Source organism: Streptomyces rhizosphaerihabitans (assembly GCF_025399795.1).
Lineage (GTDB): Bacteria > Actinomycetota > Actinomycetes > Streptomycetales > Streptomycetaceae > Streptomyces > Streptomyces rhizosphaerihabitans.
The window spans coordinates 75,152-99,681 of record NZ_JAODTZ010000030.1 but is presented as its reverse complement, the minus strand read 5'-3'; the positions used below and the strand labels follow the sequence as shown (position 1 = coordinate 99,681).

Sequence of the window (24,530 nt, the reverse complement as noted above, 5' to 3'; positions counted from 1 at the left end):
GTCAGCCCACCACGCCCGACAGGGAGGGACGAGCCGCCACTACGTCCTTCAGGAAGGTCCGCTTCGAGTAGAAGCCCCGGGTGCTGTCCAGTCCGTGCTCCCGCAGGAAGCCCTCCAGCCAGGAGGCGATCTCGTCCATCTCGGCCAGCGCCGCGGCCTCGTCGGGTTCGACGGCGGTGCGGCTGCGCAGGTACTCCAGCTCGCACTGGTTGAGTACGACGTCCCGGTCGTCGACCAGGCTGCAGTGGTCGAAGAAGATGCCGTAGACGTGACCGGTGCGCACCGACTCGAAGTTGATGTCGTAGCGCACCCGCCGGAATGACGGCATCCGCACGGCCTGGACCTTCAGCTCCTCCTGGATGTACCGCTCGAACCCGCCGTCGTCCTCGACCCGTACCCCGTAGGTGTGCGTCTCGCGGCGGTTGAAGGTGTCTTCCGCGTACCACTTGCGCTTGACGAGGTGCTTGCCGTCCGTCGTCGGGATGAACGACACATAGCCGCGCTCGGCTTCGGGCCCGGTCACTTCGAAGAGGTGGTTGAGGTAGTCCCACGCCTGGAACTCGTCCCGGTACTCCATGACATGGCCGGGCAGTTCGCCGCCGCGGACCCGGCGGTACAGCTCCAGCGTGAGACCCCAGGAGTCGACCGGACCAGTCAGCGTGTACTTGTACTCCAGCTCGTTGCCGCCGAAGCACTTGCGGTAGTACCGCTGATGGTTGTTGAGGAAGAGGAACTGCTCCGCGTGCGTGTTGACCGCTCCGGCGAGCCACGTCAGGTCCTCGGGATCGTCGCCGACGGCGACCGGTTCGGGGGTGATGCGGATGAAGCAGGCGTCCTCGGCGAGAAACCGCACCTGGCTGTGGACGTGCAGGCCGGCGGAGTCGCCGCTGACGTAGAACAGCGGCACCAACGGGCCCTGCTCGCCGGGCGGCAGATCCGTCACCGCGGTGACCGCGGCCCTCAGCGCGGTGCCGGGCAGCATGTCCGGGAAGAGCATCGCGCCGTCCGCGAGCACGCTGTGCCGCCGGGACCCGTCGACCGTGCGCGCGCGGAGTTCGACGCCCTCCAGGTCGTTCCAGGCGACTACGATCGTGTTGCTGGGCATGGCCGTCTCCACCGGCTGGGCCAGCGGCACCAGTACCACCGGGTCGGAGTCCCGCAACGGCGCGGTGCCGTTCAGCAGATGCAGGCCGCCCAGTACCAGCCAAGCCTTCGGGTCCGTAAGCCGGGTGCCGGTCACGGCTGATCCTCCTTCCGGCCGGCCGTGGTGACCGTGCCGTCGCTGATGACTGCCTCTGTTCCGTCGACCGCGCCGCCTGCTGCCACGGCGGGCACACCGGCCTCGCGGAGCAGGATCGCCAGGTGGCCGAGGGTCGAGCCCTGTTCGAAGACGAAGCCCGCGACCTGACCGATGAGGATGGAGAGCACGGCATACGGGCGGGTGGCGTACACGACCGGCTTGCCGTCGCAGGCCGCGACGCGGTCGAGGATCCGGGCCATGCCCTCGTGCTCCCCGACGTCCTGGGCCTTGTCGATGCTGACGGCGGGTCCGATCGACAGCCGGGTCAGCAGCTCGTCCTCGTCGTCCAGGCGCAGCAGGGGGCCGCGGGCGGTGCCGGGCGAGATGAGCACGCCCTCGCCGGACACGGTGACCGCGTCGTGCGAACCGAGCAGCGAGTAGTCGACGAAGTACAGCTCCTCGCCTGCGAGGACCCACTCCAGCGTGAGCGGGCCGTGTGCCTCGTGCATCGCCGTCGTGAATCGGGCGATGCCGGCGAGGTGCGGCAGGAGTGCCTCCCCGCCGGGCGGTGCGGACACGTTGCCCGGCTCCGTCAGGTCCTGGCCGAGGTGGCGCACCAGGACTGTCTCGCCACCGGCGGTACCGCGGTTGAGGGCCATAAGCCCGTCGGCGGTGAACTCGACGACCAGACCCTCGCCGGCCAGGCGGGAGATCACCCCGAGCCGCCCGCGGTGGAAGTCGCGGACCACGATCGCGTGCAGCGCCGTGGCGTCCGGGGCGGCACCGGTGGCCTGCACCAGGCAGGCGACGACCTCCTCCTTGGGCACCACGATCTGCCGCAGTGTGTCACCGAAGTCCAGGACGCACTCCTCGGACCCGCCACCGGCGAGCGTGGCGGCCAGGCGGGCCGTGGCCTCCTCGTCGTGCAGACCACGCCCGTTGTACTGAAGGACCCAGCCGGCGCCGACCGTGATGTCTCTCTCCTGGGCCAGCCGGTACGCGGGACCGCGCTTGGCGACGTACGAGCCGTAGACGGCGGCGACCTCACCGAGGTGGAAACCGGCGGGCAGCTCGTCGAAGTAGAGGCTGTGCGCCTCGACCCGGGGCTCGGGGTCGGCGTGCGCGGACTGACGCGATGCCGTCAGCGGGCGGATCTGGACGAGGTGGACACCCTCGTCGTCAGCGGCCCACTCGACGTCTACGTCGTGCCCGTGCCGCTGCTTCAGCGCCCGGGCGAGCCGTATCACCTCGTCGAGGACCGCGTGGTGAGGGTGGTCGGCCGGCACCGGCCGGGCGGAGGTGACCCGCTCCGGCACGGCGACGCCGGCGACCAGTCCGTCGGCCAGGCCCTCCACGTACTCCACGGTGACCCGTTCGTCGGCGTCCCCGTCCAGGCCGGTGAAGGCCACGCCCGCGACCGCGGGCCGCACCAGGGCCTGCACGATCACCGCGAGCCGCGGCACCGGGTCGTAGTTGCCGGTGCGGACCCGGGCCGCGACCGCGGCCGGCTCGTAGTACGACGCCCAGCAGCGTTCGACGGCGGCGACGACCTCGTCGGCCCCGGTCACCCCGAGGACGGTGTGGTGGACCCCGGCCAGGCTGGACGCCTCGGTGTCCTCCTCGATTCCCGAGGAGCGCACGGCCAGTTCGGTGCCGTCCGCGTCCTTGAAGACATCCCGCAGCCGGGCGATGAGCAGGGTCCTGGCCTGTTCGGGCAGCCGGACCTGCGCGCCGATCTTGGCGATGTGCTCGACGGAGTCGGTGTAGAAGGCCCCGACGGTGGCCCGCAGGTCGGCGAAGGCCTCCGCCAGGCCCGCGCTCTGCTCTTCCGTCAGCGCGTCGGCGAACTCTCCCGCAGGGACGCAGAACCCCGTCGGCACCCGGTGGTCGCGGCTGTGTGCGGCCAACTGGGCGAATTTCGGCCCCACTTCGGACACATCGACACTGGCACCAAGGCCGGGGAACCGCTGACGCGCGAACTGCTTGTCGATGTCGATGTGGATGTCGCTGGACCGAGGCCCGACGGATCCCTGGTACTTGCCGTCGTACAGCAGGATCTCGCCCTGCGGGCGCCACCACATCATCTGGCCGATGTTGATGCCCGGGTACACCCGGACCCGGTTCAGGGTGTAGAGCTGCAGCGTCCACTGGCCGGTGAAGCCGATGTCGCCGAGGCTCGCCGAGAGGTTGATGAAGATACCGAGCCGGGCCACCGAGGAGCGTGCCGCGAAGGTCGGCGCGTACAGCTTGCTGCCCAGCACCTCGATGGTGTGGGCGAGATAGAGCCGACCCGGTTCCAGGACGTAGCCCTCGTCAGGCAGCTCGATCTCTTCGAACTCGTTGGTGCGCTTCGCGTCGAGCGGCATGTCCCGGTACACCCGCAGGGTGCGGCCGAGGCGGAAGTTGTAGCTGTTCGGATTGACCTGTTCCGGTGTGAACGGCTCAATGGTGATGCGCCCATTGGCCCACTCACGCTCGATCTCGTTGCCCGTCAGAATCACGGAGACTCCTGTGTGTGAGAGGGGATGCGATCACGGTTGCCCTGGGCCCCGGCCGGCTCCTCCGTGCCCGGCGGTTCGCCGGGGTCCGGTCCTTGCCGGGCGAGTGCGCCGACGACGGGGCCCACGAGCGGCACGGACAGGAGGAACACGGCGGCGAGGACGGCCCAGCCGATTCGGCCGGCGTCGATCATGAGGCCGCCCAGTACACCCGGTCCGGCGATCTCCTGGGCGACCAGTCCGCTGAGGCTGAACACGGCCAGGTACTGGACCCGGTGGCGTGCGGGGGCGAAAGCGTACGAGAGCGTCCAGCCGGCCGCGGACTGCCAGATCTCGGCCAGGGTCATGCAGACCATGCCGACGGCGAGAAGTCCGACGGCTGCCCAGCCGGAGGCGAGAGAGGCCGCGATCATGGCGGCGCAGCAGGCGGCGAGAGCGGGGCCCGACCAGCGCAGCAGAACCGTGCTGCCGGGAACGTCCTCGGCCCGCTTGGAAAGCGGGATCTGCAGGAAGACGGCCATGCCGGTGTTGACCACCAGCAGGGCGGAGATGGTCCAGGCGGACGCGTCGGTGCCCTGGATGATCCACAGCGGGATGACGACTGGCAGCAGTGTCATGTGCAGGGACAGCACACTGGTGAGGGCGGCTAGAACCAGGTAGCGGGGGCTGCGAAAACCCTTGATCTGCGCGAGCAGGCCGGTGCTGTGCGCGCGGGTGGTCCGGGGCGTGCGCAGCCGGGTCAGCAGGGCACCGACCACGGCGAACGACAGAGCGTTGCCGAGCACGACGACCAGTGCCGTCCAGCTCCGATCGGTGCTGACCAGCGGGGCGGCGAGCAGGGCGCCCACCGAGAAACCGATGTTCCGCACGGACCGGACGAGCGCCATCGTCCGGTTGCGCTGAGCGTCGCCGACGGCGTCGGCGATCACGGCCTGTGACAGCGCCGGAGTGGCGCTCTCCGCCACGGCCAGGCCGCAGGCCACAAGCCCGAAGGAGTACGGCCCTGTGCACAGGGCCAGCGCGGTGAACCAGCCGGCCCGCCAGAACTGCACGAGCACGAGCAAGCGCTTCGCACCGAACCGGTCCGCCGCGATGCCCATGGGCACGGCGGTGACGAACCCGACGATTCCGGCGAGGCTGAGGGCGGTTCCGATCTGGCCGTTGGTGAGCCCGATCCCGTGGACGAAGTAGACGACGGCACCGGCGAGGTACAGCCCCGTACCAAGGGAGTCGACGAACGTCAGCCCGACGAAGAGCCGTCCTCCGGGCGAGTCCGGGAGCAGCGAGGTCACCCGCCTGAGCCTGCTCATGAGGGTGACCGTTCGGTCGTGATGCGGATGCGGGCCGCCAGCTCCTCGGCACGCGCCACCGCGGCCGGGCCGTCGCCGGCCGTCGCCGTCACCTGCCCGGACCGCTGCCAGGAACTGGTCACCGCGTCGATGCGGTCGCCCGGCGCCACGTCGATCTCCACCTCGTGGGCGCCGGGCAGTCGCATCGTCTCGTCACGGCCCGCCACTTCGCGCACGATGCCGGGAGGCGCGGTGAGAAAACGGATGGCGGCCCCGCGCACGGGCCGGCCGGGCAGGTCGGGAATGTGCCCTTCCAGTACGGCGGCGTAGGCGCTGAACAGGCTGGCGCCGTAGGCGAGGCCGATGAGGTGCGGGATGTTGTCGCCGGGCAGGCGGGCGGCGCACTCGACAAGGTGCGGATCGCGGCCGTCGACGAGGATCCACTCCGCGTGCAGCACTCCGCTGCGGAAGCCGGTGCCCCGGACGAGGCCGCGGACACCGGCGGCGAGGGCCTCGGTGACCGGGCCGGGCAACGCGGCGGGCACGCCCTGGCCGAGTTCGACGGGGTTGGCGCCCGACTGGACGGTCTTGGCGGTGATGTTCTCGAAGACGATCCGGCCGTCGTGGACGAGTGCCTCCACGCTGACCTCGGGCCCGTACAGCCGCTGTTCGGCGAGGTACCGGCCCGTGGGCACCCGTCCGGTGCGGGTGAGGGTCTCGTCCACGTCGACCGCGCTGCGCCAGGCGGCCTCGACCGGGTCGCCGGGGGAGAGCAGGCTGACGCCGAGACTGGCCTGGCGGTTGGCCGGTTTGATCACGCAGGCGCCGCCGTGCCGGGCCCGGAACTCCTCCACCTCAGCCGGTCCGGTCACCAGCCGCCAGTCGGGCTGCCCGATGCCGGTGTCCGCGACGGCCGCGCGCAGCCGTGCCTTGTCGCGGAAGGCGCGGGCCGCGGTCACGTCGGCCCCGGGCAGGCCCCATGCCTCGGCGAGCGCGGCGGCAGCCACGACCGCGTACTCGTTCACGGGAATGACGGCTCGGACCCCGTCCGGGCGGGGGACGCCCTTGACGAGCGCCGTGAGGTCCTCGTCCTCCTCGCTCTGGGTCGGCGCGGGCACCAGCCCCACGGCGGACGGCAGCGCGGCGACCCTCTCGGCCACCCCGCGGGCCTCGATGATCTCCGGCTCCTCCAGCACCAGCAGCCGGGCGCCGGTGAGGTGCCGGTCGAGTTCGGCGACGAGGTTGCCGAACCCGACGACGACATGGGTGGCCTCGGTCATGCGGAGCCTCCCGCCGGGACGAGCCGGACCCGCAGCGCTGACTCGGCGCTGTCCAGCGCGGCCCGGCACTTGTCCGCACTGTCGGCCAGGGCAGTGGCGAAGGCTATGCGCCCAGAGGTGATGCCCTTCGGCGGCGGCGAAACGACACTGCCGGGCCGGGCGACGACAACGGCAGAGCTGACGAGCGGTGCGAGGGCGTCCTCGTCGAAGGACACCGAGTCGATCACGGTCTCGTCGGCCTCCGGGTAGAAGAACCGGATGCCGGCGACGAGAGACCGCGTGCGCGCGGTGTGCGGCGGACGGCCGCAGGCGGCGGACGCAGCGGCCAGGCCAGGGTCGCTCCCGGCGGCGAGGGCACCCAGATGCGGGATGAGGTCGCCGCCGAGCCGGCCGTTGACCTCGATGACCTTGGGCCCGTCGGCGGTGAGCTTGAACTCGGTGTGCGTCCAGCCGTCCTGGTAGCCGAGGGCCCGGTGCGTGTCCCGCAGGGCGGTCAGGAGGGCCGGGTCGCCGAGGAGCGGGTCGGCGGCATCCAGGAGGTGACCGGTCTCCTCGAAGTAGGGCGGGAACCCGGTCTGCTTGCGGGCCACGTACATGGGCGTGGCCTCGCCGCGGTGCACGACGGCGTCGACGCTGATCTCCGGGGCGTCGAGATACTCCTCTACGAGGACGGCGCTCTCATGGCGCGGCGCGTCGGGGACCGTCGCCTCCCGGGAGAACGGGAACCGCGCGGCCAGCTCCGCGGCGTCGGCGACCAGCACGACGCCATAACTCGCCGCCGCGCTGCGCGGTTTGAGGACCACGGGGTAGCCGATGCGGTCCGCGGCGGCCAGTGCCTCCTGCACATCGGTCACCAGGTGGAACATGGGCTGTGGGACTCCCGCGACGGCGAGCGCCTCGCGGGTGAGGAACTTGTCGCGACAGCGTTCGACGGCCTCCACGTCACCGCCCGGCAGCCCGAGGGCGGCGGCAACGTGCGCGGCCGACAGGATCCGTGCCTCGTCCCAGGACAGCACACCGGCCAGCGGTTCCTCGGCGGCGACCTTCTGCGCGGCCGCCGTGAGCGTCTCCGCGCCCATGTCCGCGACCACGGTGTGCCCGCTCAGATACGGCGCCTCCCAGCTGGGCTGGGCCGTGTTGAGCAGATGCACGCGATAGCGGGTGCTGATGGACTTGAAGAGGTACTCGCGGAACAACTGCATCCCGGGACCGACCAGCAGTAGCAGAGGCCGCTCTGTGTTGTCGCCGGGAGTATGCGTGGCCATGGGGATCCTCCAGATCTTTCCGTCGTGCCGTCAGTGAGCGGTTGCGTGTTCGAGTTCGTAGAAGCCGGCACCGTCCAGGTAGCGTGCGGTCGTGTAGTCACGTAGGACGTAGCCCTCCACCTCGTGCAGCAGGTGGACAAGCATCGGGTAGCTGAAGTCGTTGACGGTGCGGGCGACCGGGGCGCCCGGCCGCACGCGCATCAGCACGTCGTGGTAGCTCTCCAGACCGCGGAGTTCGTCCATCCGCGGCAGCGACCGCAGGGTCCCGGAAGCGGGGGCGATCATGTTGACGCAGACGGCGTGCCGCTGGATCTCGTACGGCCGGGTGGCCCGCTCCTTGAACCCGTCGGGATCCAGGTAGGCGTCGACGGTCCATTCCAACTGGCTCGCGCCGATCGCCTTGCCGGTGAGCACGGGCAGGTCAGCGCCGCATATGCGGGCGCCCGTCTCAACCAGGCGCGGGCCCTTCGGGGTGAGTTTCAGCTCGGTGTGCGCTGGTCCGTTGCGGATGCCGAGGGCGTCCAGGACCGAGAAGGCGTACTCCGTCAGCACCGACTGCTCCGGGCCGGTGCTGGGCAGCAGCTGGGAACCGCCGAGAAGGTCGCGGACACCGTTGACGTTGAGGTGCTGGGTCTTCCAGATGTCGCAGGCGTAGTGGACGCCGTCCAGACTCACCGAGTTGACGTAGTACTCGACGCCCTCCAGGTACTCCTGAACGACGACCGCGTCGTTGAGCAGGTCCAGGGCGCTGCGCCGGCCGACGACCGCGCGGAAGGCAGCCGCCAGCTCCTCCTCGGTGTCGCAGAAGGCCACGCCGTCGTTGCCCGAGCTCTTGAGCGGCTTGAGGACGACCCGGCCGCCGCCGATCGCGGCGTACCACTCGACGATCTCGTCCCACCGGGCGGCGCGGACCTGCTCGGCGGCCGGCACACCGGCCGCCCGCACTGCCTCGACCATGCGGTACTTGTCGCGCCGGGCCGGGCTGAGAGCGGTGCCGTTGGAGCGCAGCCCGAGCGACTCGGCGAGTGTGTCGGCCAGTTCGACACCGCTCTCCATGCCGGGGATCAGTACTTCCGGCCGGATCTCGGCGAGTGCCCGGAGGGTGGCGTCGACATCACCCGCGTGCACGATGTTGGCGGTGAAGTTCTCCTCGATGAAGGTGTGCCGGACCAGCGGCGGGATCACCGGGGTGCTCTGGACGTGGACGCAGGTGTAACCGCGTTCCTTGAACAGGGGGGCGAGATAACGCTGGGTGGAGTAGGCGTCGACGATGACGACGACTCTGCTCTGGGCCATGGTCGGTCACTTCTTCCTTCGTACGAGCGGGTGGAGGACGGCCAGGAGGACGAGGAAGGGCAGACCGACCTTCCAGGCGATGGCGAAGGGACCGGTGAAGGCGGAGGCCACCAGGACCCCGACGACGAAGAGCATCGCCGCGACAGTGGTGAACGGCGCGCCCGGAAGGCTGACGGTTGCCCGTCCCAGCCCGGCTGAGGCCCTCCTGCGCCGGAACGCGAGATGGCTGGCGAAGATGATCAGCCAGGTGGCCATGCCGCCGAAGAGGCCGATCCCGAGCAGCAGCGGGAACGCGTCGTCGGGCGAGACCGCCGAGACCACGCCCGCGAGGGCGAGCCCGGCGGTGGAGGCCAGCACGGCATTGACGGGGCTGCCCTGCCTCCCGACCCGGCCCAGAGCGGCCGGAGCGCACTTGTCACGGGAGAGCGAGAACATGGTGCGGGAGGCGATGTAGAGCTGGGAGTTGGCAGCGGACAGCGCGGCGGTGAGGACGACGAAGTTCATCAGCCCGGCGGCGGCCGGCACACCGGCCACATCGAAGAGCCGTACGAACGGGCTCTGCTTGATGCCGTCGGCGCCCGCTGTCTCCCGCCACGGCACGATGGACACCAGGACGGCCGTGGACAGCAGGTAGAACAGCACCAGCCGGGCCACGGTTCCACGGGCGGCGCGCGGCAGGTCTCTGGCCGGATCGCGGGACTCGGCGGCGCTCAGTGCGAAGGCCTCCACCCCGCCGTAGCTCAGGGTGACGACGGCCAGGGCGAGCACGACACCGGTGACTCCATGCGGCGCGAAGCCGCCGTCGGCGGTCCAAGCGGACACGCCGGTCGCCGGGTGCCCCGGAAGGCCGAGGAACACGTAGGCGAGGCCGCAGACGATGAAGACCACGATGGTCGTCACCTTGATCATCGCCGACCAGTACTCCACCTCGCCGAACAGCCGTACCGAGGCGAGATTCACGGCGAGGATGAGCAGACCGAACGCGGTCACCGCCGTCCACAGCGGGAGCTGGGGCCACCAGTAGCGGACGTACAGGCCCACCGCGACTACCTCACTGCCGCTGATGATCACCTGCGTCGTCCAGTAGATCCACCGCTGGACGAAGCCCGCGAGGGGACCCAGGTAGCGGCGGGTGACAGCGCCGAATCCACCGGCCTCCGGGTGCTCCACCGTCATTTCGGCAAGGGCGTAGGCGAGGAGGACCGCGACGATGGCTCCGGCCGCGTACGCCACCAGGACCGCCGGGCCGGCCAGCGAGATGGCCAGCCCCGAGCCGAGGAAGAGGCCGGTGCCGATGGTGCCGCCGATGGAGATCATGCCGATCTGGCGACCGGACAGGGACCGGCGCAGTCCACCGGTCTCGGGGGTTTCGGCTGGGACGGCCGCCGGGCGGCCGTCGACAGGTGAGTGAACGCTCATGTCCAGGAGACCACCGTCGTGTCGTCGATGAACGCGAACAGCCCGGACAGCGTGGTGCGGTGGACCCCGGGCGCGGCACTCGGCTCCACGGCGTGAACATGCGAGCCGTTGAAGATGTAGACGTCGCCCGGGTTGATGGTCAGCCAGGTGCTTTGGACGCCGTCCAGCGTCTCGATGGGGTATGGCGAGCCTGTGTACTCGGTGCCCAGCCGGCGCTTGCTGTCCTCGTCGGGCTGGATGTTCCACACGCCGAGGCGGCCTCCGGCCCCGTTCTCCAGGCAGATGTTGAGGGCGCAGATCTGGTGGTCGAGGGCGCCCTGGATCTCGAAGTCCGCCTGCTGCGGCTCACGGCACTGGCCGCGGTCCTCGTGCGGCAGCAGCGCGTACTCCCCGCGGCCGAACCAGGAGCGCAGCACGCCCCGGCAGGCCTGGCGGCCCTGGTGAGCAGCCCGCCGGACGGTACCCTCCTCGGCTGCCAGAGCACCGGCGAGGCCGTCGTAGAACGCGGCGAGCGGGTCGCCTTTGACGGCCAGGACGTCGTCGAGAGCGGTCTCGATCTCCGCACACTCATCGAGGTAGGTCTCGGTGGTCTTGTGGTAGTGGTACGCGCCGATGTACCGGACGGGGGCCTCGCCGTCGCGGCTGCGAGCCTCGTCGTTCTGCCAGAAACGCTCGGCCAGTTCGGTGCAGACACCGGCCGGGACCATGCCCCGGAACACGGCTCCGAGAACCCTGCCGTGCAGCACGTCCATCACGGCCTGCGGCTGGTAGCCCTGGTGCTCCTGGAACCGGAAGTAGTCCGCGTCCCCGCTCCAGCCACCGAGGACGGGACCGGACCCGGCCTCGGCGGCAGGGCGGCCGGTCGTCGCGGGGGTGGTGGTGATGGCTGTCAACTGGGCTCTCCTTCTGGAAGTCGGGCGGATGGACGGGTGTGCGGGCGAGAGGGGCCAGGCGGGGATGTCAGAGCGTCAGGCACTCGGGCTCGCGTGCCGCGGAGGATGCGCGGGCGGCCTCCCGGGCGGCCAGTACGCGCAGCAAGGGGCCGGTCACCGCGGTGGTGACGATCGCGACGAGCACGAGGATCGTGAACCCGACCTCGCTCACCAGCCCGTACTGAAGTCCAATGCTGGCCACGACGAGTTCGGTGACACCCCGGCAGTTCATGAGGAACCCGAAGCGCAGTGCCTCCGGACCGCTCATGCCGGTGAGCCGGGCGGCCGCCCCCGCACCCACGACCTTGCTGCCGACCGCCGCGACGAGGACGACGGCCAGCAACAGCCAGCTGCCCAGGTCGGAGCCGAGTAGGGCCACCGAGGTGCTCAGCCCGATCTGGGCGAAGAACAGCGGCAGCATGACGGTCACCACGAAGCCGCGCAGGCGCAGGCCGGTGCGCTCCACGGCCTTGGACCCCCTCGGCGCGGCCGCCCCGAACAGGAACGCGCCGACGGCGGCGTGCAGCCCGATGAGCTCGGTGACGGCGGCGTAGGACAGCGCGCCGACCACCAGGACCGCCAGCAGCACAGGGCCGTTGTCGCGGACCCGCCGCTCCAGCGCGGCGAGCGCCGGCTTCACACAGAACACGGTGACCAGCACCAGCGCCACCGCGAGGCACGGGGTCGTCCAAGCGCTGGTGAACCCGCTCAGCCCGGTGTTCGCCAGGATCAGCGCGAGTACCGTCCACGCCGCTCCGTCACCCGTAGCGGCCGCCGCCAGGGCGGACACTCCCACTCGGCTCTTCGCGAGTTCCAGGTCGACCAGGATGCGGGCGAGCACGGGCAATGCGGTGATGGAAAGGGCGAGGCCGAAGAAGAGCACACTCGCGGTGGAGTGCCCGGCCCCGCCGGTGAGCTTCTCCGCCGCGAAGAGCGCGATTCCGGCACCGGCCACGAAGGGAACACCCATCGCACCCAGCACGACCACTCCGGTGGAGCCCGGTCTCGTCACCTGGTCGGTGCGAAGCTCGCTGCCGAGCAGGAACATGAACAGGACGAGCCCCAGCTGGGCGGCGAGTCCGAGCGGAGCCAGCACCTCCGCCGGGAACAGCCAGGCCGTGGCATCCGGCCACACCAGCCCCAGGACGGACGGGCCCATCAGCAGCCCGCCCAGAATCTCGCCGATCACCGCCGGCTGGCGCCAGCGCCGCATCAGGGCACCCAGCAGATGGCTCGCGCCGAGGACGGCGGCGGCCGCGAGCAGGAAGCGAGCGGGCTTGCTGCTGACACCGCTGCCCTCCGCTCCCTGCAACAGCCCCGGCCCCCACACGGCGCACGCGGTGACGAGGACGAGCAGTCCCAGGACCATGCGCACGCGCACGCCGACGGGGTGGTTCGTATCCGCGAGGGAGGCGCGGTTCTTGGTCATCCCGGTCTTCTCCTTCCGATCCGGTTCCGATGTGCCGTGCGGGGCCGGGTAATCCCGCCTCGGTCAGTGCGCCGCCTGCTGGTCCATGGGCCACTGGGAGAAGCGCTGCTGCCCGTACAGCAGCGGTGTGTCCGTCTTCTGCTCCACGTGGACGACCTCGCCGAAGACGACGGTGTGGTCGCCGACGACGGTGGTGGCCGACAGCCGGCACTCGGCGAACGCGAAGGCGTCCTGTTCGAGCCAGGGCTGTCCGAGCCGCGGCGCCGGCCGCCAGCCGACCCGCGCGAACCGCTCCTCGACCGGCGAGGAGAAGATCTCCGCCGCGTCCCGGCCGCGGGCGTGCAGCAGATTGACGGTGAAGGCACCGCTGTCGCGCATGGCTGCCAGCGTGCCGCTCGCCGTGTTCAGACAGACCAGCAGGCTGGGCGGGTCGAGGGTGACGCTGCTCAGTGACGTACAGGTCATGCCGTGCGGCCGGTCGTGCCGGTTCACCGCGGTCACCACGGCGACACCGGTCGGGAAGGATCTCATCAGGCCCCGGAACCGGTCGTGCTCCCCGGCGTCCGCGGAGCCTTTCACAGTGTGTGTGCTCACCTTGCTCACTCACCTCTCGGTGCGGTGCGGCAATGTCAGGCGTGGAGCGAGGCCAGGTAGTCGTAGCAGCTGGGCAACGCCGCGACCATCTGGTCGGCCTCCGTCTTCAGCCGGGCGAACTCGCGCTCGGCGCCGACCGGGTCGATGTGGGCGAGCGCGGGCCGCGGCCTCTCGGGCTCGGATCCCAGACCCATGAGCATCGCGTTCCACGAGTACGACTCGAAGCCGTGGTAGCGCGGATAGATGGACTCCTCGTCCAGCAGGTGCGAACGGGCGGACGCCAGCCGCTCCTTGAGCCCCTCGGGCATCGCACGGACCTTGGCCTCCTTCCAGTACGGCGTGTCGTCCCGCGCGGCCGCCGCGTAGTGCAGCACCAGGAACTCCTTGACGCCGTCGACGACATGCGCGACCCGGTCGTTGTAGTCGGCCGCCAGCCGCGGGTCCCAGCGCTTGTCCGGGAAGTGCTTCACCAGCTGCTCGATGCCGTGCTGGATGAAGAAGATGCCGGTGGACTCCAGCGGCTCGACGAAGGCACTCGACAGGCCGATCGCGACGCAGTTCTTCACCCACGACCGCTGGTTGCGGCCGATCCGCATCCGGATGTGGTTCGCCTCCAGGTCGTCCCGGCCGGGGGCGGCGAAGTTCCGCAGTGTCTGCTCGGCCTCGTCCGGCGTGATGTACTCGTCCGAGTAGACGTAGCCGTTGCCGTTGCGCCGGAAGAGCGGGATCGTCCAGATCCAGCCCGCCTCCATCGCCGTCGCCGTGGTGTACGGGTTCATCTCCGTGGCTTCTTCACGGGGTACCCGCAGCGCCACGGCGCGGTTGTTCGGCAGAACGTCCTGGAACGACTCGAAGGTCTCGTCCAGGGTCTTGTTGATCAGCAGTCCTCGGAACCCCGTGCAGTCGACGAACAGATCGCCCTCGATCCGGCCGTGCTCCTTGGTCGTGACATGGCTGAGCCAGCCGCGCTCGTCCTGGCCGACCTCCACCACATCGTCGGTCACGTGCCGCACACCGCGGTCGGTGCTGTACTTGGCGAGGAACTTCGCCACCAGATCGGCGTCGAAGTGGTACGCGTACGGGAACTGGGCGCGCTGCTCCTCCAGCGTCGAGCGGCCCAGCGAACCGTCCAGCTCCGTGGAGAACATGGAGCCGTCCATCAGCCGGGGCGAGCTCTTGGCCTCGCACAGCGCCGAAGTGATGAAGCACTGCCGGTCGAACGGCCGACTGTGGTCGCCGATCCGCAGCCACCAGTCCGCGAGGGAGAACCCGTCGACGGACCGGAGCCGCTCGAAGGGGTGGTAGAAGTGGTGGCCGGGGGCCCGCCAGTTCTCGAAACGGATGCCCAGCTTGTAGCCGCCGGCGCACTGCGGCAGCCATTCGCTCTCGTCGAGGCCCAGGTAGTCGAAGAAGTGCCGGACCGTGCTGAACGTGGCCTCGCCGACACCGATGCGGGACACCTGCTCGGACTCGACCAGGGTCACCCCCAGGCGGTCGCCGAAGGCGGCCTTCAGATAGGACGCCGTCATCCAGCCCGCGGTGCCACCGCCGACGATCACTACGGAATCAATCACCGATTTCCCCTGTCTTTCGCGTGCTCTGTCTGTGGCTGCCGCCCACCGGCCGCAAAGACCCGCCGGCGACGCGGCGTGGTCATACCGCTTCGAGGAGGTAGAGCCACGTGGACGGGGCTCCGAACGGTTCACGGCGGGCGATCTTCAGACCGCCGGCCTCGAAGGCTTCCTCGTACGTGCTGCGGGCCTGGAGCCGGACGCCCATGAAGGAATGGGCCAGTTCGAAGCCGAGGGAGAAGATGGGCGGCTGTTCCCGGCGCTCGGCCTCGTCCTGCGCGGCGGTGTCGGCCAGCAGGAAATAGCGCGCGTCGGGGAAGACCCGGCGGAGCGAGCGGACCAGCTCGGGATGGTCGTCGGTCGACGCGAACAGGTCATGGAGCATGAAGATGCTGACGACGAGGTCGGCACCGGGGAACGTGCGGTCCGATTTCAGCAGCTCGATGACATTGGCCTGGACGAAGTCGACCCGGTCGGCCAGCCCTCGCTTCCGACTCTGCTCCGCCGCCATGGCGCAGGCGTCGGCGCTGATGTCGATGCCGATGCCGTGCCGCTCCGGGTTCTCGGAGCACAGCTCCAGCAGCCGTGAGCCATCGCCGCAGCCGATGTCGACGGCAGTGGTGAAGTCGATCGAGCCCAGCACCTCGTCCTGGGTGGGGCGCATCAGCGCACGGTCCGCCTCGGCGCAGCCCAGTGCGACACGGCCGTCGTTGCGCCGGACGTCCTGCCCGAACCGCAGGCCCTCGCCCGCGAGTCCGGCCAGTTGCCGCCAGACATCCCCGTGCCCGCCCACGCACCAGGTGAAGAAGCCTTGCTGCTGGACGAGTTCGCGCCCGGTCGGGGTGAGCTCGGCGGTGGTGCCGTCCAGCGTGACGAAGCCGAGGCGGGCCATTGTGACCAGCAGGGCGACGAGCCGGTCCTCGTCCGCGTGCGGAGCGAGTTCGGCGACCTTCGTGGTGCCTTCCTCCCAGCGCCGGAGTACGCCGAGCTCGTGGAGGGCGTAGAAAGCGTGGGCTCCGACATACCCGTTGAACAGCATGGCCGGTGTCATGACCGCAGGGTCAGCGGCCGGTGCGGAGGTGGACATCCCTACTCGCTCTCGATGTCGGTAATGGTGTGTGAAAGGACGGCGGACAGCGCCGCGCAGAACTGGTCGACCTGCTCCTCGGTGCCGACGGTCACGCGTAGGAATCCCGGCTTGCCCAGCGGGGCGAGATCCCTGACGAGCACGCTGTGCCCGGCGGCGAGCCGGTTCGCCACGGCGGTGCTGTCGGCGTCCGTACGGATCAGTACGAAGTTGGCCTCGGAGGGGACGTGGTCCACGCCGACCGCTTCGAGCCCCTTGGCCAGCCGCTCACGGGCGGCTGTGGTCCGTTCCCGCACTCCGGTGACGAACTCCGGGTGGTCCAGAGCGGCAGCGGCCGCGTGCTGGGCGAGACGGTTGACGCTGAACGGCATGGACTGCCGGGTCCTGCGGATCTGTTCGACGAGCTCGGCCGGGCCGACCACATACCCGATGCGCAGCGCGGCCAGTCCCCAGGCCTTGGAGAAGGTGCGCATCACCAGGGCACGCCTGCCCCGGCGTACGGCGTCGAGCGTGATGTCGTGCTCCGGGCCGGCGAATTCGATGTAGGCCTCGTCGAAGACGGCGACGGCCCCGGTCTCCTCGGCGGCGTCGATGATCTCGTCGACGCCCGACCGGTCCAGGACCGTACCGCTCGGGTTGTGCGGGTTGCACACGAACGCAAGACGTGCGCCGTCGTGGAACGCCGCGGCGACGGCGGCGGGCGGGATCCGGTGGTCAGTCAGGGGAACGGTGCGCAGCGTCGCCCCGGCGACGGACGCGGCCGCCGCGTATCCGGGAAAGGTCTGGTCGGTGACCGCGACGGTTCCGGGACGGCCGTGGGAGGAGGCGAGGAAGGTGAGTGAGATCAGCTGGATGAGTTCATCGGCGCCATTGGTGACGGCCACCATGTCGGTACTGATACCGAGGGACCGGGCGATGCGCTTCCTGATCTCCGAGCATTCGTGGTCGGGATAGTGGGAGTGCCGGTTCCGCAGTTCCGCCGCGGCCGCGTCGAGAGCCGCGGCGGGCGCACCGTAAGGGCTCTCGTTGAAATGGAGTCTCAGTTGCTCGCTGCCGCCTGGGAGTTCTCCCTGTGACCCGAGTATTTCACTCGTGGCGGCCATTCCGATTGCCATGCGAACATCCCCCGTTCTTTCCATCCGTGGATCGATCAAAGCAGCCGTCCGTCCCGGACGGAATGAGGGCCGACCGTCGGATTCCGCGGACTACCCGCAGAACGGCGGGCGTTATGTCGGATTCGGTGGTACGTCTCGCAGCTCCAAAGTGAGGCATTTGACTCCGCCACCGCCCTTGAGGAATTCCTTCACGTCCGTGCCGATGACGTCGAATCCGCGCTCGCGGATCTTCGCCCCGAGCCGGGCCGCGGCCTCGGCCATCACGACGGTGCGGCCGTCCGACATGGCATTGAGTCCGAACGCCGCGGCGTCGTCCTCGTCGGCGACGACGGCGTCGGGGAACAACTCCCGCAGGGTGTCCCTGCTCTCCGGGGAGAAGGCTTGCGGGTAGTAGGCGATCTGGTGTCCGTCGAGCACGGCGACGGCCGTGTCGAGGTGGTAGAACCGGGGGTCGACCAGCGTCAGGCCGATCAGCGGGCGGTCGAAGGCCTCCGCGGCCTCGTGCCCGGCGGCCAGGTCGGAACGGAAGCCGCTGCCCGAGAGAATCCACTGGTCCATGACGAGGAAGTCGCCTTCCCCCTCATTCACCGATTCCGCCTGCCGGGTCTCGAATCCCCGCTGTTCGAACCACTTGAGAAAGGCGGGTTCCTCGCCGCTGCGCTCCGCGTTGCGGAAACGTGCCACGAGCGCCTTTCCGCCCAGCACGATCGCGGCGTTGGCGGTGAAGACCATGTCCGGAAGTCCGGGCAGCGGGTCCAGCAGCTCCACGACATGACCCAGGTCCTGGTAAATCGCCCGAAGCCGCTCCCACTGGCGTATGGCCAGCGCGGTGTCGACCGGTATTTCGGGGCGCATCCACACGTTGATCGAGTAGTCCACGGTGAATGAGGTCGGCGGACACATCAAATAGTTACCCAATGGTCTCTCCCGAGGGGTGAGGGCCTTGTGAGCCTGCTTTAGGCAGCGAATCAGCCACCGGCCGCAGAAGGTACGAGAAATGCCGCCGTATCTCTGCGGCTGTTCCGCAGAGAATCGGGAGAAGCAGGAGATGTGCACCTTTTGTCCCACTCGGGGTCGCGAGCAGGACGTCCGGCGCCGCCTAGGGTCGGCGCATGTTCGTCTTCGCACAGCTGAGTGACATCCATCTGGGTCAGAACCGCGCCGGGGACGGCGGCGCGCGGGCCGGCGAGCGTGCCCGGCGCGTGATGCGCTTCCTCGACCGGCTGCCCGGGTGCCTCGACGCGGTGCTCATGACAGGCGACATCGCCGACCACGGCACGGACGAGGAGTACAAGGAGTTCCTGGCGATCGCCGGGGACCGCGACGAGGGCCCTCCGCTGCTGACCTGCCCTGGCAACCACGATGTGCGCGCCGCGTACCGACGGCACCTGCTGGGCGAGGACGGCGCGGACCGGAGCGACGCGGTCAATCAGGTGCACCGGCTGCCCGGGGCGACGTTCCTGATGTGCGATTCCAGCATCCCGGGCCGCGACGACGGCGCGCTCACGGCCGAGACCCTGGCCTGGCTGGACCGCGAACTCACCGACGACCCGCGGGACGTCCCCGCGTTCGTCGTCCTCCACCATCCTCCGGTGCCGCTGCACCTGCCGTACGTCGACGGCATCCGCCTCACGGACGAACGGTCACTGGTTGCGCTGCTGGAGCGGCATCCGCGCGTGGCCGCGGTGCTGTGCGGCCACGCCCACACCGCGGCCGCCACCACGTTCGCCGGCCGCCCACTGGTCGTCTCGCCGGGCACCGTGTCGACCTGCACGCTGCCCTGGGAGGGCGACGAGCCCCTCGACTACGACCTGCCGCCCGCCGTCGCCTTCCACGTACTGGACGACGACAACAGGCTGACCACGCACTTCCGCGTCATTCCGTGACCAGCAGATCGGCCAGGAGTCGCGCCCGGATCCCGTTCGCTGTCTCCTCACCCGAGTGCCACGGACAGGAGACCGCCACTGCCACGACCCGTCCCGTTGCCCGGATCCTGCGCACCGCGCTGAGCACGGCCGCGTAGCCGGGTCCACCCCCCACGGGGAACTTCAGGCCGGGCAGCTCCCCCGCGTCGATGACATCGACGTCGATGTGCACGAACAGCGGCCCGTCCGGCAGAACGTCGGACGCGACTTCGTCGACACCGCACCGGCGGATCTCCGCCGAGGCCAGATACTCGGCCTCCGCAGGGTCCAGATCCCGGGCGTCCACGAGAACCGCCCGCCGTTCCGGCACGGCGCACAACCCGAGCCGATCCGCGAGAAGTCCGGGATTGCCGCCGACGGCCATACGAAGCGCCATGCCTCCGGGATAGCCCGAGGTGGAACTCTCCATCGTGTGCACGTCCCCGTGCGCGTCGAACCAGACGAGCGACGGCTCGGTACCGGCCCGCTGAAGCCCGGCCACCATCGCCAGCGAGACAAGGCAGTCGCCGGAGACCACCGTCGGCACCGCGCCGCCGCCGACCTCGGCGGCAACGATCCCAGCCACCGGCTCGTACAACTCCGCGAGCCGCTCCCAGACGTGCCCGCCGCCCAACTCCTTCTCCACGACGGTGCGTCGGAGCCCCGCGGGCAGCGGAAAGTCGGCGTCGGGCAGCCGCTCGTCCTGGTGGTACGGCACAAGAATGATCCCCATGACGCGGATGCTACTGCGTGGCCCCTCCCGGACCTGCCGTGTCAATTGCTGCTCTCCAAACGAGTCACCTGCTAAGCCGCGGCCAATGGCGGCGGCGCCTCGGCTCACGGCCTCCCGCAGACCCTCTCGTTCCACGTTTACCGCGAGCGCCGGCAGACCAGCCATGTACGTACCGTCCTCCGACCCTGATCCTTGGGCAGAGGAGTGTGCCCAGCGGACAGAACGACCACGCGGCGGCCGCGTGGCCACGAAGGGAGGAACCAGGATGGCGGGCGCCGACGCGTACACGGTGCACGGCCGGACGGATACCGGATTCGGCAGGGTACGTGAGGTCTTCACCCAAGTGGTGAAGGAGCAACGGCAGCCGCCGGGACTGCAGTTGGCGGTGTTCCGGCACGGTCGTCAGGTGGTGGACCTGTGGGCCGGTCCTGGCGTGGACGGCAACTCGCTCACCGGGGTGTACTCGGTGAGCAAGGGCGCGGCGCACCTCGTCGTCGCCCTGCTCGTGCAGGACGGCGTACTCGACCTCGATCGTGAGGTGACCGCGTACTGGCCGGAGTTCGGACGGGCCGGAAAGGAAGCGGTCACCCTGCGGCAGGTGCTGGCGCACCAGGCCGGCGTGATCGGCACCGACGAGGGGTTCACCGTCGAGGAACTGGCGGACGACCGCGCACTCGCCGAGCGGCTCGGCGCCCAGGCTCCGTATTGGACGCCCGGCACGGCCTTCGGTTACCACGGGCTCGTCATCGCTGCCCTCACCGGAGAAGTCGTCCGCCGGGCCACCGGCCGCAGCCTGCAAGACTGGTGGGAGCACCGGGTGCGTACCCCGCACGGGCTCGGCTTCCACCTAGGGCTGCCCGAGTCGCTGGAGCCCCGATACCTGCCCGTACAGCCCATGGACCCGACGCCCGAACAAGCCGCCGAGCTGGGGACCGGCGCACCCGAGCCGGGGAGCCTGGCCGCCATAGCCTTCAGTACCCGGCACATGCCCGACCTGGCCGTCTTCGCCAATTTCCGGCGCACAAGGGCGCTGGGCCAGGGATCGGCGGGCGGGGTCGCCTCCGCGCGGGGTGCGGCCGGGGCGTACGCCGCGGCCATCAGCGGACTGCACGGCCGACCGCCACTGCTCACACCTGGCACAACAGCGGCCTTCACCCGCCCCCACTCCGAGGGCATCGATGTCGTCACCGGGGCCGACAGCCGCTTCGGCCTCGGCTTCCAACTCCTCGGCCACCGTTACCCGCTCATCCCGCCCGACTCCTTCGGCCACTCGGGCGCCGCCGGCTCCCTCGCCTTCGCGAGCCCGGACAGCGGAATCGCGTACGCGTACGTCCGCAGGCGATTCGCAGTCCCGGGCGCGGCGGACAGGGAGAACGCGCAGCTGATCGAGGAGGTGCTCAAAAGCCTCTGACCAAAGCCGCTGCTGCACTGGAACAGGGGCAGCACGCCGACGGGCCCTGACCCTCACGTTCACGCAGTCGAAGACGGCCGGGTGCACGCCGCCGGCCCGGCTTCGGGCCGTCAGTTCGGCAACCGGGCCGCCGTCCAGCGTATCCATGGCGACTCCCCTGCCGCGACGTCACGCAACACGTCGGTCATCAACTGTCGCTTCCAGCTTGGGAGTTACGCCAGTTATCGTACAGACCCACTTTTACGCGAACATCTGCCACCCCCTACGCTCACCTCGAGCGAGAGGTGCCCTGCATCAAATCCGCGACGCAGGCAGAAGGGGATGAGATGGAATCGAAGGCATACCTGGGGTCGAGTTCATTCGAAGACGAATGCATGCGGAGGCTGTATGAATTTGTGCTCAGTCGGGACGTCAGCGAAGAAATTAACGTCGAGGAGGTGGCCCTACAGCTCAATCTTCCGGTCGGGGACACCAGCCTCGCACTGGCCGGGCTGGTCGAGATGGGCCTCCTGCGGGATCGGCCGGGGTGGGGGCTCGTCGCGGTGGCACCCGACGAGGCGGTCAGCCGGGTGCTCGGTCCGCTGGAGTTGGAGATCCGTACCCGACGGGTGCAGGCGGAGGAGACCCGGCGGCGACTGATGTCCTTCCTTCCGGCGTTCGATGCCCATCTGACCGCGGGTGGCAACCGTCGGCAGGTCGAACTCATCGACAACCTCGCCGACGTTCGTGTAGCCATCGCCGAGCTCTCGGCGAAGTGCAGAAAGGAGATCCTGACCGCGCAGCCCGGCGGTGGGCGAAAGGAGAGCGTGCTCATCGAGGCCGCGCCGCGCGACTACGAAACTCTCCAGAGGGGGGTGAAGATGCGCATCCTCTATCAGCACACGGCGCGTTCGAGCCGGGGCACCCACTCCTACGTCCAAGAGGTGACCCGCCTCGGTGCGCAGGTGCGCACACTCGACGACCAGTTCATGCGGTTCCTGATCTTCGACCGGGAGTGTGCGATGTTCGCGGTCTCCGACGATCCGGACTCCGCCGCCTTCATCAGGGACCCTCACGTCGTGGCCTTCATGGTCGAGGCGTACGAACGGCTGTGGCTGGCGGCCGAGCCCTTCTCGGTCGATTCCGACACCCAGCCGGAGACCACGGACGATCTGAAGGAAGCCATCATCAGGCTGCTCACAGCCGGTATGACGGATGCGGCCGTCGCACGTCGACTGGGCATGTCCGTGCGTACCTGCCGACGCCATGTCTCCGAGATCATGACCGGACTTGGCGCCGCGAGCCGTTTTCAGGCCGGCTATCTGCTGGCCGTCCAAGAGTAGTCCGCGCAGTTCCGGCGGACGCGCCAGCGTAGTCGCCTCCGCCGAGGCTCGCTCTGCGTCGAGCCGTGCCGCTCGGCCGACGTCGCGCGAACTGTCGGCACCGGCTTGTCGGTGCCCACCGGTTCCGCCCATGACGTCACCCACCGAGCGGCGAGATATCACATGCTATGTCGCTTTCATTCGGCAGACATCATGCTGCCATGCAGCTTGATGCTCGGCTGTGACAAGCCCAACCAGCCCTCGGTGATGGCACCTTGAGGGCAGATCAACTCCCGGTCATTGCAGCGTCGCAAGCGACTCGGGATGTCGAGGAAAGCCGATCAACGGAACGCGTGGGGGCGGGTTTTGATGCGCTTCGGCAAGATGCTTGTGGTGAGTTGTACAGCCTCGCTGGCTGTTCTGATGGCGGGCGGGACGTCAGGAGCCCAGCAGCCTCCTGCGTGGGGGGCGGCGGCCGTGGCTGCCAACGACACCGGCTGGGGATGAGCGATCCGGTCACTCGTCGACTCCGTTTCCGGGAGCCGGGCGGTCGAGCCAAGGAACATCATTGTCAATAAACGGTCTTTACAGGAATCTTCCGGCATACCCGGACCGGCGGATGCGCTTCTTCTCCGTGGACGGGAAATCGGTCACCAAGACCTTTCCAGAAGTGTACGACGATGTGCTGCGACTCATGTCGGAGCTGCGGGACTGCGGTGTCGGGGCCGGAGATCTCGTGGGGGTGGCCGGCCCGAACTCCTACGAATGGGTTCTCGCGGACCTCGCCCTGCTGGGTCTGGAGTGCGTGGTCGTCGCGCTGCCCGTGGAGCGGCAGGAGGAGGCGGCCGAGCTCGCCGAGGAGTACCAGCTCTCGGCGGTGCTGCTCACCAAGGGGCCGCCCGTGGACTCCCCGCTTCCCGACGGAGTCGGGTTGCTGGAGAAGCGGCCTCTGTCCTTCGTGAAGAGGGTCCCTTCAAGCGGCGCCGGCCGGCCCGCGCCGGCCGAGGATGTCTTCTCCATCGCCTTCTCCTCCGGAACCTCGGGGAGCAAGAAGGGCCTGCTGATGTCCAAGAAGGGTGTCGAGAACACCATGCGGACGTCCGCGGAGGCATGGGAGGTCAATGAGAGCGACAACCTGCTCATTGTCATGCCGTTCTCCAACTTCCAGCAGCGGTACCTGATGTACACGGCTGTCAGATACGGTCTCGACGCGACGGTCGTCGCTCCGGAGCGGATGTTCCAGAAGCTCAAGGAGTTCGAGCCGACGATCATCCTTGGACCGCCCTCGTTCTTCGAGATCGCGTACAACAGGGTCAACTCCGGCAGTGGGCGCGACAGAATTCCCTACTTCCTCGCGGCCGCTCTGCACCGCGTCGCCCCGGGCCGGGCGAGCCGTCGGCTGCGGGTGAGGCTGGGGCGCAAGTGGATGGGCATGTACGGCTCGCGTGTCCGTCTCATGCTCACCGGTTCCGCCCCGGTCCCACCCCGGACGGTCAAGCTCTTTCAGCAGCTCGGCGCTCCGCTGTTCGAGGTCTACGGGAGCACCGAGATCGGCTGGATCTCGTTCAATCTCCCGAAGAGGCACCGGATTCGCAGCGCCGGTCGGCCAGTCGACCGGATTCGTGTCGAGATCGGCGACGACGGCGAAGTGGTCGTGGCCACCGATCAACCGCAGTGCCTCGGCTACGTGTTCGCGGGGGAGGAGACCCAGAGTTCGGTCTTCCTGCCCGGAGACAGGATCGCCACCGGGGACCTGGGCCGGTTCGACCGCTCGGGGTTCCTGCGGCTCGTGGGCCGGAAGAAGAACGTCATCGTCACGCGGAGCGGGGTGAAGATCAACCCTGAGGAGCTGGAGCTGGCGGTGGAGAAGAGCTGCCGGATCAAGAAGGCGATGGTGGCTTCACCCGGCCAGGAGGGGAGGCTGACCTGCGTCGTCTGGCTCGGCGACTGGCAGTCCACCGAGCGCACGGCCGAGGTGGAGTCGTATGTCAGCGAGTCGAACAAGAAGCGGGAAGCCTCCCACCGGATCGCGGAAGTCGTCTTCAGGCCGGAGACCGAATTGACGGTCGAGGACGGTCTGCTGACGAGAAACCTGAAGGTCGACAGAAGCGCGGTCATGCGAAGAATATTCAGCGAGAGCACCCGGGCGGGATGATGGACAAGGGC

At 69.3% G+C, this 24,530-nt stretch carries 19 protein-coding genes; 4 read left to right on the top strand and 15 right to left on the bottom strand.

The window, feature by feature from the left end; all coding sequences use genetic code 11:
• Position 1: 1 nt before the first annotated feature.
• From N4G66_RS27235 to ddaH, 14 genes are all read right to left on the bottom strand, one after another.
• On the bottom strand, positions 2-1,240 hold the full coding sequence (locus N4G66_RS27235; protein WP_261706852.1) for a hypothetical protein: 1,239 nt from the start codon (positions 1,238-1,240) through the stop codon (positions 2-4).
• Positions 1,237-3,741, bottom strand: coding sequence for a dCTP deaminase domain-containing protein (locus tag N4G66_RS27230; protein WP_261706851.1), 2,505 nt, complete (start codon positions 3,739-3,741; stop codon positions 1,237-1,239). Before N4G66_RS27230 ends, N4G66_RS27235 begins: the two co-directional genes overlap by 4 nt.
• Complete coding sequence (locus N4G66_RS27225) at positions 3,738-5,048, bottom strand: MFS transporter (RefSeq protein WP_261706850.1); 1,311 nt, start codon at positions 5,046-5,048, stop codon at positions 3,738-3,740. Before N4G66_RS27225 ends, N4G66_RS27230 begins: the two co-directional genes overlap by 4 nt.
• Positions 5,045-6,307 carry an ATP-grasp domain-containing protein gene (locus tag N4G66_RS27220; RefSeq protein ID WP_261706849.1) on the bottom strand — a complete coding sequence of 421 codons (1,263 nt, stop codon included), beginning with the start codon at positions 6,305-6,307 and terminating at the stop codon, positions 5,045-5,047. The genes N4G66_RS27225 and N4G66_RS27220 overlap by 4 nt, the downstream gene beginning before the upstream one ends.
• On the bottom strand, positions 6,304-7,572 hold the full coding sequence (locus N4G66_RS27215) for an ATP-grasp domain-containing protein (protein WP_261706848.1): 1,269 nt from the start codon (positions 7,570-7,572) through the stop codon (positions 6,304-6,306). Before N4G66_RS27215 ends, N4G66_RS27220 begins: the two co-directional genes overlap by 4 nt.
• A gap of 30 nt (positions 7,573-7,602) precedes the next feature.
• Entirely contained in the window at positions 7,603-8,868 is a 1,266-nt protein-coding gene (locus N4G66_RS27210) for an ATP-grasp domain-containing protein (RefSeq protein WP_261706847.1), read from the bottom strand.
• A gap of 6 nt (positions 8,869-8,874) precedes the next feature.
• Entirely contained in the window at positions 8,875-10,287 is a 1,413-nt protein-coding gene (locus N4G66_RS27205; RefSeq protein ID WP_261706846.1) for an amino acid permease, read from the bottom strand.
• Entirely contained in the window at positions 10,284-11,180 is an 897-nt protein-coding gene (locus tag N4G66_RS27200; RefSeq protein WP_261706845.1) for a hypothetical protein, read from the bottom strand. The genes N4G66_RS27205 and N4G66_RS27200 overlap by 4 nt, the downstream gene beginning before the upstream one ends.
• Before the next feature lie 67 nt (positions 11,181-11,247).
• Positions 11,248-12,648, bottom strand: a complete 1,401-nt coding sequence (locus N4G66_RS27195) for a cation:proton antiporter domain-containing protein (RefSeq protein ID WP_261706844.1) — start codon at positions 12,646-12,648, stop codon at positions 11,248-11,250.
• Positions 12,649-12,711: 63 nt separating this feature from the next.
• On the bottom strand, positions 12,712-13,242 hold the full coding sequence (locus N4G66_RS27190; RefSeq protein ID WP_261706843.1) for a flavin reductase family protein: 531 nt from the start codon (positions 13,240-13,242) through the stop codon (positions 12,712-12,714).
• Between the two features lie 35 nt (positions 13,243-13,277).
• Positions 13,278-14,816 (bottom strand): tryptophan halogenase family protein, encoded by a 1,539-nt coding sequence (locus N4G66_RS27185; RefSeq protein WP_261706842.1) that lies wholly within the window; start codon positions 14,814-14,816, stop codon positions 13,278-13,280.
• Between the two features lie 79 nt (positions 14,817-14,895).
• Positions 14,896-15,864, bottom strand: a complete 969-nt coding sequence (locus N4G66_RS27180; protein WP_261706841.1) for a class I SAM-dependent methyltransferase — start codon at positions 15,862-15,864, stop codon at positions 14,896-14,898.
• 38 nt (positions 15,865-15,902) lie between these two features.
• Positions 15,903-17,015: a pyridoxal phosphate-dependent aminotransferase gene (locus N4G66_RS27175; RefSeq protein ID WP_261706840.1), complete on the bottom strand. Its 1,113-nt coding sequence runs from the start codon at positions 17,013-17,015 to the stop codon at positions 15,903-15,905.
• Between the two features lie 111 nt (positions 17,016-17,126).
• Positions 17,127-17,984 carry a dimethylargininase gene (gene ddaH, locus N4G66_RS27170; protein ID WP_391858887.1) on the bottom strand — a complete coding sequence of 286 codons (858 nt, stop codon included), beginning with the start codon at positions 17,982-17,984 and terminating at the stop codon, positions 17,127-17,129.
• A gap of 143 nt (positions 17,985-18,127) precedes the next feature.
• Here ddaH and N4G66_RS27165 point away from each other — a divergent pair, with 143 nt between their 5' ends.
• Positions 18,128-18,901 carry a metallophosphoesterase gene (locus N4G66_RS27165; RefSeq protein WP_261706839.1) on the top strand — a complete coding sequence of 258 codons (774 nt, stop codon included), beginning with the start codon at positions 18,128-18,130 and terminating at the stop codon, positions 18,899-18,901.
• On the opposite strand, the gene N4G66_RS27160 is transcribed toward N4G66_RS27165, so the two are convergent.
• Positions 18,891-19,652, bottom strand: a complete 762-nt coding sequence (locus tag N4G66_RS27160) for an arginase family protein (protein ID WP_261706838.1) — start codon at positions 19,650-19,652, stop codon at positions 18,891-18,893. The two genes, N4G66_RS27165 and N4G66_RS27160, sit on opposite strands and share 11 nt — an antisense overlap.
• A gap of 265 nt (positions 19,653-19,917) precedes the next feature.
• On the opposite strand from N4G66_RS27160, the gene N4G66_RS27155 reads away from it, so the two are divergent.
• The 3 genes from N4G66_RS27155 (at position 19,918) to N4G66_RS27145 (ending at position 24,519) form a co-directional block, all read left to right on the top strand.
• A complete protein-coding gene (locus N4G66_RS27155) occupies positions 19,918-21,063 on the top strand; it encodes a serine hydrolase domain-containing protein (protein WP_261706837.1) in 1,146 nt (381 codons plus the stop codon).
• 284 nt (positions 21,064-21,347) lie between these two features.
• The gene (locus N4G66_RS27150; protein WP_261706836.1) at positions 21,348-22,385 is read left to right on the top strand and encodes a helix-turn-helix transcriptional regulator; all 1,038 of its coding nucleotides are present in this window, start codon (positions 21,348-21,350) and stop codon (positions 22,383-22,385) included.
• 547 nt (positions 22,386-22,932) lie between these two features.
• Positions 22,933-24,519 (top strand): AMP-binding protein, encoded by a 1,587-nt coding sequence (locus tag N4G66_RS27145; protein WP_261706835.1) that lies wholly within the window; start codon positions 22,933-22,935, stop codon positions 24,517-24,519.
• Positions 24,520-24,530 lie beyond the last annotated feature (11 nt).